This is a genomic window from Aeromonas sp. FDAARGOS 1410 (genome assembly GCF_019048745.1).
GTDB lineage: Bacteria > Pseudomonadota > Gammaproteobacteria > Enterobacterales > Aeromonadaceae > Aeromonas > Aeromonas jandaei.
Window position 1 is genome coordinate 298475 of record NZ_CP077401.1, and the last position, 12674, is coordinate 311148.

Genomic DNA, 12674 nt, shown 5'->3' on the forward strand with positions numbered 1-12674 from the left:
TATCCATGGACAACACCGCATGGAGGCATCATGTTCAGGCAAATTCACGACCGTTCACTGCTCTTTAGCCAGCTGCTTGGGGTGCTGGTCATTATCGTACTGATATCAATCAGTTTTTTTGGTCTCTATTCGCTCAGGAGTGCAGCCGACCAGATGGGACAAGGCAAGGACGTGGTCGCCGACATCCTGCCACCTCCGCTCTACCTCATCGAATCCCAACTGCAGGTCTATACCCTGCTCCATGCCAAACCGGAGGAGCGGGAGGGGTTGCTACAGACTCTCGCTCGCCTGCAAAAGGAGTTCGAAGAGCGCAACCGCTTCTGGCAGGAGAGCAACCTGAACGAGCCACTCAAGCTGCTGCTATTGGGGGAACAGAAACAGCAGGGGGAGCTGTTCTGGCAACTGCTCAATACGCAATTTGTACCCGCAATCAAGACAGGCGATTTGGTACAGGCGGGTGCCATCGCCGCACGCCTGCGAACCCTCTATAACGCCCACCGGATCGGAGTGGATGCCACCGTCATCAGCGGCAACCAGTATGCCGCCGAGCAGATGGCCCATCTCGCCAGTACAACCCGGCTCTGCTATGGCTTGTTGCTGTGCGCTGCTCTGCTGGGCGGCGGACTCATCTTCTGGCTGGGGCGCCCCACCCAGCAGCGACTGATGGCCGCCGGCAAGGCCACCGCCGCCATTGCCGAAGGGGAATTGAACCGTCCCATGCCGGAACCTGGCCTCGATGCCATCGGCGAGCTAATCCGCCAGATCGGAACCATGCGCGATCAGCTTGCCACCCTGGTCGAGTCGCTGCAGCGCAGCGCCAGCACTCTCGATGATCGTGCCACCAACCTGACGTCGATGGCACAACGGTACACCGATGACAGCCAGGCGCAGGTCGGGGCAGCTCAACATATCGAACAGGCTATCGAACAGCTCACTCACTCCATTGAGCAGGCGGGTAACCAACTCCATCAAGTGGGGGAGCGAACCCTCCAGTCAGCCGAGCGGGCACAAGAAGCATCGCGCGCCATGCGCACCGTGGAGCAGGTGATCGATGAGCAAGCCACTGGAGTAAAGCGGGTATCCAGCACCATTTCAGATCTGGCTGGCCTTTCGCAGCAGATTGCCGGGCTGGCTGGCGCCATTCACGATATTGCGGAGCAGACCAATCTGCTGGCGCTCAACGCCGCGATTGAAGCAGCCCGGGCAGGCGAACAGGGGCGCGGTTTTGCCGTCGTGGCCGATGAAGTCCGCTCGCTGGCGACCCGCACCGGCAGCGCCACTACCGAGATCAATACCATCATCGGCAAGATCCAGGATGTCAGCCAGCGCGCCGCCAACGAGATGGATACCGAACTGGCCCGGGTCGAACAGGCAGTCACCCACGCGGTGACAGCACGCCAGAGCGTCGCCCAGATAGAACAGAGCTGCGAGGAGGTCAATCAGCGCATCGCTCAGGTCGATCAACTGATAGGCGATGAAACCCGGCTTGTGCAGGGGATCCATCATCAGGTTAGCGAACTGTCCCGACTGGCAACCGAGGTAAATCAAAACGCCAGCCACGCCGCCGAAGAGGCGACCATGGTGGCCCAGCATGCCCGCATCCTGACCAAACAGACCCGTCATTTCCATCTCGACACCCTGCAGCACTGAATCACCCGGCCGGCCATAGTCGAGCGACTCCACCACCCATCTTTTCAATCACTGGCAAAATGGGTGGTGTTGGGCTCCATGAGGGAATAGGATCCGCCCCTTCAATAACCAACTACAAGGATCAACTGGCATGAATCGAAAATGGTCGCTCCCCATCGTGGCAATCGCGGGGGGAGCGTTACTCTGGCTCGGCAACACCTTTGGTATGAAATGGGCTTTGATGGCCCTGATCGGATTCGGCTTCGGCTTCACCCTCTCCTTCAGCCGCTTCGGCATCGTGTTCGGTTGGCGCGAGATGCTGACCAAGCGCAACAGTTACTACGTGCGGGTTCACCTGCTCACCATCGCCATCGAAATTCTGCTGTTCACCACCTTCCTCTCCTTTAGTCACGCCCTGTTTGGCGATGCCATGGTGGGTAACGTGATGGCTATCGGCATTCCTTTCATCGTCGGTGCCTTCCTGTTCGGCATCGGCATGCAGCTGGCAGGCGTCTGCGCCACCGGCACTCTTTATTGCTGCGGCGAGGGACAACCCCGCTTCTGGCTGGTGCTGATCTGCTACGGCATCGGCACCCTAATCAGCAACCAGTTCCGCCCCGAACTGGAGGCCACCTTCTCCAGCCATGTGGTGCTGGCCAAGGATCTGACCGGCAATATCTGGAGCGGTATGCTGCTCAACCTGGCGCTGGTCGCCGCGCTGTTCCTGCTGTTTCGCAAGAGCGAACTCAAGCGCACCGGCGAGCTCAAGCCCCTCTTCAGCGGCGGCAATCTGTTCTGGCGCGATGGCCGCTTCACCGTGCTGACCGGCGGCATCATCATCGCCATACTCAACTCCACTGTCGTCGCCCTGCACGGCTCGGCCTGGACCATCACAGGCGCCGTCTATGACATGGCGCTGCGCGGCGCCTCCCTGTTCGGCCTGTTCGAGGGCAACCCCAAGCTGGCCCAGCCACTCTTCATCAATCCCATGGTCGGCATGTTCTGGCTCGGCATTCTGGGGGCCATGCTGGCGCGTTGCATCAGCGGTGGCGGTAACTTCGCCCCGATGCGGATCGGCAACAGTCTGGCATCCATCCTCGGCGGCCTGCTGATGGGGATGGGCGCCATGTACAGCGCCTGCAACCTCGGCGGCTTCTTCGACGGCACAGCCTCCGGCAGCCTGCACGGCTGGGTCTGGATGCTGATGGCCCTCGCCGGCAGCCTGATCGGCATCCGCCTGCGCCCGCTGTTCAAGCTCTGAGCCACAGGCCGGTACTCGCCAACAAGGGAGTCGGGTCACACCAAATAGAGAGAGCCAGTCCGCTTGCGCGGACTGGCTCTCTTTTTTCTGTCGTGCCGGAATCACTCCGGCCTTTTGCTAACTCTTCATCAGAACCACTGGCCGTGGCGCTTGATGTAGATGGTCTTGACGGTCTGGGTCAGCCCCATGTAGGCCAGCATGGTGATCACCAGCCACATGAAGTACTTGGGCCCATCCAGAGTGATGAAGCCGAAGTGCTCAGCCACAGGCGAGAACGGCAGGTAGCAGCCGATAGCAATGGCGATCGAGGTGGAGAGCAGCACCGGCAGGGTAGCGGTACTCTGCAGGAACGGGATCTTGCGGGTACGCAGCATATGCACCACCAGCGTCTGCGACACCAGCCCCTCGATAAACCAGCCGGAGTTCATGATGGCCTGACCGTTGACCAGCGGATCCATGCTGCCGTTGGCGGTGGCATAGAGGGCACCAGCACCGAACACGAACCACATCAGGCAGTAGGTGCTGATATCGAACACCGACGAGGTCGGGCCAAGCCACAGCATGAAGCGCTTGATGTTGCTCGCCTCCCACTTGCGCGGCCGCTTGAGGAACTCGGGGTCCATCTTGTCCCACGGCAACAGCATCTGGGAGACGTCATACACCAGATTCTGGATCAGCATCTGCATCGCCAGCATGGGTGCCCAGGGCAACCAGGCGGAGGCCACCAGCACCGAGAATACGTTGCCGAAGTTGGAGCTGGCGGTCATGTTGAGGTACTTCAAGATGTTGCCAAAGGTCTCGCGCCCCTTGATCACCCCCTCCTCCAGCACCATCAGGCTCTTCTCCAGCAGGATGATGTCGGCGGTCTCCTTGGCGATGTCGGCACCGCTATCCACCGAGATCCCCACGTCCGCATCCCGCAGCGCCGGCGCATCGTTGATGCCGTCACCAAGGAAACCGACGGTATTGCCGTTGGCCTGCAGCGCCTTCACCACCCGCGACTTCTGCAGCGGGGTGAGCTTGGCGAAGATGGTGGTCTGTTTGACCGCCTCGCACAGCGCCACGTCGTCCATCCCTTCGATATCCTTGCCGAGCAGCGGCACGCCGGGCTCCAGCCCCACATCGCGACACACCTTGCTGGTGATGATGGGGTTGTCACCGGTCAGCACCTTGACCGCCACGCCATAGTCGTTCAGCGCGCGGATGGCTGGTGCAGCCGAATCCTTGGGCGGATCGAAGAAGGTGAGGAAGCCGCGCACCACCAGATTGACCTCGTCACCGGTGCGATAGCTCTGCTTGCGCTCGCCCGCCGGGATCTCGCGGGTTGCCACGATCAGCACCCGATAGCCCTCGGCGTTGAACTCCTCGCTCTGGCGCAGCAAGGCACGGCGATCGGCGTCGGTCAGTGCGCGGATCTCCTTGCCATCGGCGATATGGCCGGAGACGGCCAGCATCTCTTCCACCGCCCCCTTGGAGACCATCAGCTGCTGGCCCAGATCGTCCTGCACAATGACTGACAGGCGACGGCGCACGAAGTCGAACGGCAGCTCGTCCACCTTGCCATAGTTGGCCGGCTTGCAGCTCTCACCCAGGGCATCGGCGTGTTCGATCACCGCGATATCCATCAGGTTCTTCATGCCGCTCTGATGAAAGCTGTTGAGCCAGGCCAGCTGCAGGATCCGGTCGTCCCGATTGCCACGCACGTCGTAGTGGTGCTCGAGGATGATCTTGTCCTGGGTCAGGGTGCCGGTCTTGTCGGTGCAGAGCACGTCCATGGCACCAAAGTTCTGCACCGAGTTGAGCCGCTTCACCACCACCTTGCGCTTGGCCATGGCCACCGCGCCACGCGCCAGGTTGGCGGAGACAATCATCGGCAGCATCTCTGGGGTGAGACCCACCGCCACCGCCAGCGCGAAGGTAAGTGCCGACATCCAGTCACCACTGCTGATGCCGTTGAGCATAAAGACGATGGGCACCATCACCAGCATGAAGCGGATCAGCAGCCTGGTGACGCTGTTCACCCCGCGATCGAAGCTGGTCTCGATGCGCTTGTGGCTCACCACATTGCGGGCCAGCGAACCGAAGTAAGTGTCACTGCCGGTGGCCACCACCACGGCGCGGGCGGTACCGCTCACCACGTTGGTCCCCATAAAGCAGATGTTGGGCAGATCGAGCATCCCGCCATCGCCAGCACCGGAGCCTTCCGCCGACTTGCCGGCCACAGCGCCCAGAGTGTCGTACTTCTCGACCGGCAGTGCTTCGCCGGTCAGCACAGCCTGGCTGATGAAGAGATCGCGGGATTCGATCAGCTTGATGTCGGCCGGGATCATGTCCCCCGCCTGCAGGTGCACTATGTCACCGACCACCAGCTCGGTCATCGCCACCTCCTTGCGCTGGGGTGTCGCCCCCGGCGAGGGACGGCGCTGCACGGTGGCGGTATTGCGTACCAGTGACTTGAGCGCCTCGGCCGCCTTGGCAGAGCGATACTCCTGCCAGAAACGGAGCAGGCCGCTCAGGCTGACCATCACGCCGAGGATGATCACTTTGACCCAATCCTCGTCACCCGGCTCGGCCATCAGTACATCCATGACGTAGCTGACCAGACCCAGCGCGATCAGCACCATTACAAAGGGGTTCTTGAACGCCTGCAGCAGCTGGATCAGCGCATGGGGCGGCTTGTCGTGATTCACCTCGTTGAGACCGAACTCGGCCAGCCGATTGGCTGCCTCGGTCGCGGTCAGACCGTCGATGTTGCTGCGCACGGCGGTGAGGGTGTACTCGAGGGATTTGTCGGCCTCGTCGAGCACCCGGGAGGGGATTTTCTCTCTCTGCGTACCCGGCGCAACAAAGCCCTTCTGCTTGTGCCGGCTGACGGTATGTTGTTTCATGACTATTTATCCTGATTTTTACGCACAGGCGGGCCCCGTCGCGGGCCTGGCCTGACGTCAGTGCTGATATCAAAGGCTGTGAACCCAACACGCTACCGATGCGCTCAATCGCCGCGCACGGGGCGGCCCGTCAGACAAATGTCTGCCGTCGCGCTAACCAGCATGGTTGGGTCAGATCAGGGGTCAGGACACCGCATCCCGTCCCCGCTGGGGGATCAGGAGTGGGGAGGCGTGGACCCCGAGGGTCGAGGTTTGGGCTCTTCGGTCATCGGTTTTCCTCCGAGTTTGCCAGGGCGCATACCGGATACGGGTATCCGCCAGCAGTGCCAGTAAGTGATAACGAAAATCAGGATAACAATTGCGAACTACAAGATAATTGCGCGAGTCAAATAATGTCAGGCGTGTTTCATTTGGCCATTCACAGAAAAGTGACAGGCCATGAAATATATTTCAGCGGAAAATCAAAACCACCAAATATATATTTCACACACATCCAAGATATATTTGTTCGCAACCACGCCTATCGAAAACAGAGCCGTTTTCAATATGGTGGAATTCATCTTGTTCTTCGACGCCCGCTCGCGCTCCGGCTGCACAACGGCCAGTCAGATGCTGCTCGACGGCAACACGGACTTGCGGCGCAACAGGGGCGACGATGAAGCGTACGATTACATGATTCGCGAGGCGGTGCGGCTCGCAGATGAGCGGAACAATCCGGTTTGCAACGACAAACCCTGTTAAAACGGGGCCTTGGCTGTTGCGGGAGTCAGTGGTGACTCATTGAAATGCTGCACTCTAATGCTACGTTCGAGCAATCAGAGTGAGGAGGAAAAGAGAGAATATTCGGCCTCAGCTCTGGTAAACCCGCATCGCAATTTGCAATCGGCTACAACTGTCGCAGTCCATAATATTCATCCATCTGTTGATAACACGCAGGGATTCTAACCAAAAGGCTCTGCGGGAGCAAAGTTTAAATCGATATTTTTTCATCTATTTATTTACCTCCCATATCACCGATATTTTCCATATCGAAAATATTCGCTGATTCATTGCCTTGCACGACCTGTTGTCCATAAAAAAACGGGAGGCCAGGCCTCCCGCTTTTCTTGTCATCTTATTGAGCCGGATGGGAAACCCCTTCCAGATGGACTTCGACCCGGCGATCCGGTGCCAGACAGGCGATCAGCGCCTGTTTGGAGTGGCTGGCACAGCTGTTGCCAGTCACCGGATTGGCCTTGCCACGCCCCTCGACCCGAACCTTGTCGGCATAGAGTCCCTTGGCCACCAGATAGCTGGCCACGCTCTGGGCCCGCTTCTCGGAGAGGGCGAGGTTGTAATTGTCGGAACCGATTCGGTCGGTGTAGCCGATCACCGTTGCCACCCCGTCCTTCGGATTGGCTGCCACGATCTGGCTGAACAGAGCGTCGAGCGCCTCGCTGGCGGCCGGCTTGAGGGTCGCCTTGTTGAACTCGAACAGCACGTCGGAGCTCAGGCTGAACTCCTTGGGTGCTACCACCACGGCCGGAGCCGGCGCGGCAACTACCGGAGCTGGAGCCGAGGCGGCCTCCCCTTGCTGGCCGAAACGATAGAGCATGCCGAACGCCAGCAAGCCGTTGTCCAGCTCGATGCCTGAACGATCGATGGAGGTGTCGCCCAGCGGGGTGGTGTATTGGTACTCCAGCCGCGCCGCCCAGTTCTGGTCGATGGTGTACTCGGCCCCCAGCGCCCCGACAAAGGCGGCGCCATGTTTCTTGCCGGTGGCACTGCCTGCTGCACCACTGATCTTGCTGTCGGCCCAGGCATAGCCGCCACCCAGACGACCATAGAGATCAAGAGTGCTGGTCGCCGGGAAGCTGATCTTCATGGTGGCCTGCACCAGCTGGCTCTTCACCTCGCCATCGAGTGCCGTCGCCCCGCTGCCGCCGCTCATCTTGTACTTCCCGAGCCAGTCGTAGCCCAGTTCAAAACCGAGGTTGGGATTGAGCTGGTAACCGGCGAATGCACCCAGCCCCAGATCGTTCTTGTCCTCGCTGTTGTTGCCTACAGCATTGAAGTCACTGGCGATATCCTGGTTTTTATCTACACCGTAGTAGTTGGACCAACCGGCCTTGCCACCGGCATACCAGGTGTTGTCCTGAGCAGCCGCCTGCACGGCGCCCGCAGCCAGCAATCCGCCGACCAACACGGCAAGCATCGATTTATTCATGTTCAGCCTCTGCAATAAGTCGTTTAGGCGCCTGAATGCGCACTCTCCCTGTGTGAAGCCGTCAGGCGGCCTCGCCGCATTCAGGTTATCCCATCCGCAGGCAGCCTCAAATGACCAAGCCATCAGGAGTGTGAGCTTGCCTGCAATATCTGCGCTAAAAACAGCCAGTTAGCGGCCTGCCAATAAAAAAGGGAGGCCGACGCCTCCCTCCTTCTTTATCGCGATCACGCCATCAACTGGCCAGAAACAGCCGGTAGGCGGGGTCGTCGCTCACCTCTTTCCAGCCGTAGCCAATCTCGTGCAGGTAGTCGTGGAAGGCGGCCACGTCCTCGTCCGGCAGCTCGAAGGCGCAGAGCACCCGGCCATAGTCGGCACCGTGGTTGCGGTAGTGGAACAGGCTGATGTTCCAGCGACAGCCGAGGGTCTCGAGGAAGCGCATTAGGGCGCCCGGCTGCTCCGGAAACTTGAAGCTATAGAGCCGTTCACCGAGGGGCCGGGCCGGGCGGCCGCCAATCATGTAACGCACGTGGTTCTTGGCCAGCTCGCTCTCGGTCATGTTGACCACCGGGTAGCCGTTGCCGCCGAGCTGATCGATGATCTGGCCGAGCTCTTCGTCACCACCGGTGAGGCGCACCGAGACGAACAGCGACGCCTGCTCGGCATCGGCGTAGCGATAGTTGAACTCGGTCACCATGCGGGGGCCGAGCTGACGGCAGAAGTCGAGGAAGGCCCCCTTGCGCTCGGGAATAGTCACCGCCAGCATGCCCTCGCGCTTCTCGCCAATCTCGCAGCGCTCCGACACGTAGCGCAGGCTGTGGAAGTTGACGTTGGCGCCGGAGAGAATGGCCGCCATCCGCCCCCCTTTGACCTGCTCCCGCTCGCTGTAGGCTTTCAGACCCGCCAGCGACAACGCCCCCGACGGCTCGGCAATAGCGCGGCAGTCGTCGAAGATGTCTTTCAGCGCGGCACAGATCTGGTCGTTGGAGACTGTCACCACCTCGTCCAGATACTGGTTGCACAGGCGGAAGGTCTCCTCGCCGATGCGCTTGACCGCCACCCCGTCCGCAAACAGCGAGACCCGCTCCAGATTGACCGGCTCGCCGGCCGCCAGCGCGGCCTTGAGGCAGGCGGAGCCCTCCGCCTCCACCCCGATCACCTTCACATCCGGCAGCAGCTGCTTGATATAGACCGCCACCCCGGCTGCCAACCCGCCACCGCCCACCGGTACAAAGACGTGAGTGAGGTGGGTATCCTGCTCCAACAGCTCCTTGCCGATAGTGCCCTGCCCGGCGATCACCTCGACGTCGTCAAACGGCGGGATCAGGGTGTAGCCCTCCAGCTCGGAGAGGCGGCGACTCTCGCCATAAGCCTCATCGAAGCTGTTGCCAAACAGCATGACGTTGCCGCCCTGACGACGTACCGCGTCGATCTTGATGTCCGGCGTGGTCTTGGGCATCACGATGATCGCCTTGATGCCGAGCTTGGCGGCCGACAGAGCGACCCCCTGCGCGTGGTTGCCGGCAGAGGCGGCAATGACGCCGCGCGCCTTCTGCTCCTCGGTCAGGGTAGCGATCTTGTGGTAGGCACCGCGCAGCTTGAAGGAGTGGACCGGTTGCAGATCCTCTCGCTTCAGGCTGACGTGATTGCCGAGCCGCTCGGAGAGTTTCTTCAGGGTTTGCAAGGGGGTGACTCGCGCCGCCTCATAGACGGGTGAGAGCAGCACCTTGCGTAGATAATCAGCCGCAGAGACCATGGTTTATTCCCCCAGCATCGAGCGATCGCGCACCGCGCCCTTGTCGGCGCTGGTGGCGAACATGGCATAGGCGCGCAGGGCAAAGGAGACCTGACGCTGACGATCGAGCGGCTTCCAGCCCCGAGCCTCGACGGCGACACGGCGGGTAGCCAGCACGCTGTCGGCCACCTCCAGCACCATGCTGCGGGCCGGGATGTTGATGCTGATGATGTCGCCATCCTCCACCAGACCTATGGTGCCGCCAGAGGCTGCTTCCGGCGAGACGTGACCGATGGAGAGGCCCGAGGTACCGCCAGAGAAGCGGCCATCGGTGATCAGGGCGCACGCCTTGCCGAGGCCCATGGATTTGAGATAGGTGGTGGGGTAGAGCATCTCCTGCATGCCGGGGCCCCCTTTCGGCCCTTCGTAGCGGATCACCACTACTTCGCCTGCTTTCACGGTACCGTCGAGGATACCGTTTACCGCGCTCTCCTGGCTCTCGAATACACGGGCCGGGCCACGGAAGGTGAGGTTCTCCTCATCCACTCCGGCAGTCTTGACGATGGCGCCATTGACCGCGAGGTTGCCAGAGAGCACCGCTAGCCCCCCCTCCTGGCTGTAGGCGTTATCCAGCGAGCGGATGCACCCTTCGGCTCTGTCCAGATCCAGCTCCGGCCAGCGACAATCCTGACTGAACGCCTTGGTGGTGCGGATCCCAGCTGGGCCTGCGCGGTAGAAGTCCACCACCTCCTGACTGGGCTGGCGGCTGACATCATATTCATTGAGCTGTTCGACGAGAGAGCAACCCAGCACGGTACGGGCATCCCCATGCACCAGACCCGCTTTTTCCAGCTGGCCCAGAATGGCGACCACGCCACCGGCGCGGTGCACATCTTCCATATGGTATTTCTGGGTGGAGGGCGCCACCTTGCAGAGCTGCGGCACCTTGCGGGACATGCGGTCGATATCAGCCATGGTGAAGTCGACGCCCGCCTCCTGCGCCGCTGCCAGCAGGTGCAGCACGGTATTGGTGGAGCCACCCATGGCGATGTCGAGCGCCATGGCGTTCTCGAATGCCGCCTTGGTGGCGATGTTGCGCGGAAGTGCCGAAGCATCGTCCTGCTCATACCAGCGCCTGGCCAGAGTCACGATGCGCTGACCCGCCAGCTTGAACAGCTGCTCGCGGTCGCTGTGGGTCGCCAGCATGGAGCCGTTGCCCGGCTGGGAGAGGCCGAGCGCCTCGGTCAAACAGTTCATGGAGTTGGCGGTAAACATGCCGGAGCAGGAGCCGCAGGTGGGGCAGGCACTGCGCTCCACCTGTTCGCTCTGGGAGTCCGACACCTTGGGGTCGGCGCCCTGGATCATGGCATCTACCAGATCCAGCTTGATGATCTGGTCGGAGAGCTTGGTCTTGCCCGCCTCCATCGGGCCGCCGGAGACGAAGATCACCGGAATGTTGATGCGCAGGGCCGCCATCAGCATCCCCGGGGTGATCTTGTCGCAGTTGGAAATACAGACCATGGCGTCGGCGCAGTGGGCGTTGACCATATACTCCACCGAATCGGCAATCAGCTCCCGCGATGGCAGGGAGTAGAGCATGCCACCGTGGCCCATGGCGATGCCGTCATCCACGGCGATGGTGTTGAACTCCTTGGCGACGCCGCCCGCAGCTTCGATCTCGCGCGCCACCAGTTGCCCCAAGTCCTTGAGATGCACGTGGCCCGGCACGAACTGGGTAAAGGAGTTGACCACGGCGATGATGGGCTTGCCGAAATCCTGATCGGTCATTCCGGTGGCACGCCACAGGGCGCGGGCCCCGGCCATGTTACGTCCGTGGGTGGTGGTGGCGGATCTCAACTTCGGCATGTCTCTACTCCCTGAATGCCCATATGGGCTCGATGCGTTATGCGGTAATGATACGAGTGGATCGGAATCGATCCTGGTGAAGACTCCTATGGGAAGCACTCACCGGAAGCGACTCGGGGAGGCACAGCGCCTCCCCTCTCTCATCAGTCATTGACGGGCGTCAGCCAGCCCCACTTGTCCTCGGTCTTGCCATTGAAAAGGCCGAAGAAGGCGTTCTGCAGCTGCTCGGTCACCGGGCCACGGCTGCCAGCGCCTACCTTCATCCGATCGACGGAGCGCACCGGGGTCACCTCGGCGGCGGTACCGGTCATGAAGATCTCGTCTGCGACGTACAGCGCCTCGCGGGGCAGCGCCTGCTCGCGCACCTCATAACCGAGATCGCGGGCCAGCGTCATGATGGTGTCACGGGTGATGCCGGGCAGGATGGCGGCAGTAGCGGGCGGGGTGAACAGCACGCCATTCTTCACCAGGAACAGGTTCTCACCCGCCCCTTCGCTCAGATAGCCGTTCACGTCCAACGCCAGCCCCTCGGCGAAGCCGTTGCGCTTGGCCTCGCGGCTGATCAGCTGGGAGGACAAATAGTTGCCGCCCGCCTTGGCGCCGGTGGGAATGGTGTTGGGAGCGAGCCGGTTCCATGAGGTGACGCACACATCCACCCCGTTTTTCAGCCCCTCCTCCCCCAGATAAGCGCCCCACGGCAGAGCCGCGACCATCAGATCTGCCTTGGCATCCAGCGGCGGATGCAGCCCCAGCCCCACGTTGCCGACAAAGGCCAGCGGGCGCAGGTAGCCGCTCTTCAGGCCGTTCTCGCGCACCACGGTGCGGCAGGCTTCATTCACTTCGGACTCGCTGTAGGGGACATCCATCCAGTAGATCTTGGCGGAGTCGAACAGGCGGCGGGTATGCTCCTGCAGACGGAAGATGCAGGTGCCCTTGGGGGTATCGTAGGCGCGTACCCCCTCGAACACCGAGGAGCCATAGTGCAGGGCGTGGCTCATCACGTGTATCTGGGCATCCTGCCAGGGCACCAGTTTGCCGTTGAACCAGATGTATTGGGGGTGAGTGGCGGATTGGGAAGGCTGTGACATTGGC

The 12674-nt window shown here is 61.3% G+C and carries 8 protein-coding genes; 3 read left to right on the forward strand and 5 right to left on the reverse strand.

The features are described 5' to 3' along the window. Window positions 1-30: 30 nt before the first annotated feature. Window positions 31-1650, forward strand: coding sequence for a methyl-accepting chemotaxis protein (locus I6L40_RS01400; protein WP_071913726.1), 1620 nt, complete (start codon window positions 31-33; stop codon window positions 1648-1650). Window positions 1651-1780: 130 nt separating this feature from the next. After that, complete coding sequence (locus tag I6L40_RS01405; protein ID WP_201908947.1) at window positions 1781-2890, forward strand: YeeE/YedE thiosulfate transporter family protein; 1110 nt, start codon at window positions 1781-1783, stop codon at window positions 2888-2890. 128 nt (window positions 2891-3018) lie between these two features. On the opposite strand, the gene mgtA is transcribed toward I6L40_RS01405, so the two are convergent. Beyond that, window positions 3019-5778, reverse strand: coding sequence for a magnesium-translocating P-type ATPase (gene mgtA, locus I6L40_RS01410; protein WP_216994889.1), 2760 nt, complete (start codon window positions 5776-5778; stop codon window positions 3019-3021). Between the two features lie 438 nt (window positions 5779-6216). Here mgtA and I6L40_RS01415 point away from each other — a divergent pair, with 438 nt between their 5' ends. Next, the gene (locus I6L40_RS01415; RefSeq protein ID WP_071913722.1) at window positions 6217-6519 is read left to right on the forward strand and encodes a hypothetical protein; all 303 of its coding nucleotides are present in this window, start codon (window positions 6217-6219) and stop codon (window positions 6517-6519) included. 373 nt (window positions 6520-6892) lie between these two features. Here the strand turns inward: I6L40_RS01415 and ompA are convergent, their stop codons facing one another. From ompA to I6L40_RS01435, 4 genes are all read right to left on the reverse strand, one after another. After that, on the reverse strand, window positions 6893-7984 hold the full coding sequence (ompA, locus tag I6L40_RS01420) for a porin OmpA (RefSeq protein WP_216994890.1): 1092 nt from the start codon (window positions 7982-7984) through the stop codon (window positions 6893-6895). A gap of 232 nt (window positions 7985-8216) precedes the next feature. After that, entirely contained in the window at window positions 8217-9737 is a 1521-nt protein-coding gene (gene ilvA, locus I6L40_RS01425; protein ID WP_071913718.1) for a threonine ammonia-lyase, biosynthetic, read from the reverse strand. A gap of 3 nt (window positions 9738-9740) precedes the next feature. Continuing rightward, window positions 9741-11582 (reverse strand): dihydroxy-acid dehydratase, encoded by a 1842-nt coding sequence (ilvD, locus tag I6L40_RS01430; RefSeq protein WP_071913716.1) that lies wholly within the window; start codon window positions 11580-11582, stop codon window positions 9741-9743. Between the two features lie 143 nt (window positions 11583-11725). Next, window positions 11726-12670 (reverse strand): branched-chain amino acid transaminase, encoded by a 945-nt coding sequence (locus I6L40_RS01435; protein ID WP_216994891.1) that lies wholly within the window; start codon window positions 12668-12670, stop codon window positions 11726-11728. Window positions 12671-12674: the final 4 nt, after the last annotated feature.

Bases quoted from the DNA above. Each gene is read 5' to 3' on its own strand.
- I6L40_RS01400 (WP_071913726.1), top strand. From the start codon at position 31: ATGTTCAGGCAAATTCACGACCGTTCACTGCTCTTTAGCCAGCTGCTT.
- I6L40_RS01405 (WP_201908947.1), top strand. From the start codon at position 1,781: ATGAATCGAAAATGGTCGCTCCCCATCGTGGCAATCGCGGGGGGAGCG.
- mgtA (WP_216994889.1), bottom strand. From the start codon at position 5,778: ATGAAACAACATACCGTCAGCCGGCACAAGCAGAAGGGCTTTGTTGCG.
- I6L40_RS01415 (WP_071913722.1), top strand. From the start codon at position 6,217: ATGAAATATATTTCAGCGGAAAATCAAAACCACCAAATATATATTTCA.
- ompA (WP_216994890.1), bottom strand. From the start codon at position 7,984: ATGAATAAATCGATGCTTGCCGTGTTGGTCGGCGGATTGCTGGCTGCG.
- ilvA (WP_071913718.1), bottom strand. From the start codon at position 9,737: ATGGTCTCTGCGGCTGATTATCTACGCAAGGTGCTGCTCTCACCCGTC.
- ilvD (WP_071913716.1), bottom strand. From the start codon at position 11,582: ATGCCGAAGTTGAGATCCGCCACCACCACCCACGGACGTAACATGGCC.
- I6L40_RS01435 (WP_216994891.1), bottom strand. From the start codon at position 12,670: ATGTCACAGCCTTCCCAATCCGCCACTCACCCCCAATACATCTGGTTC.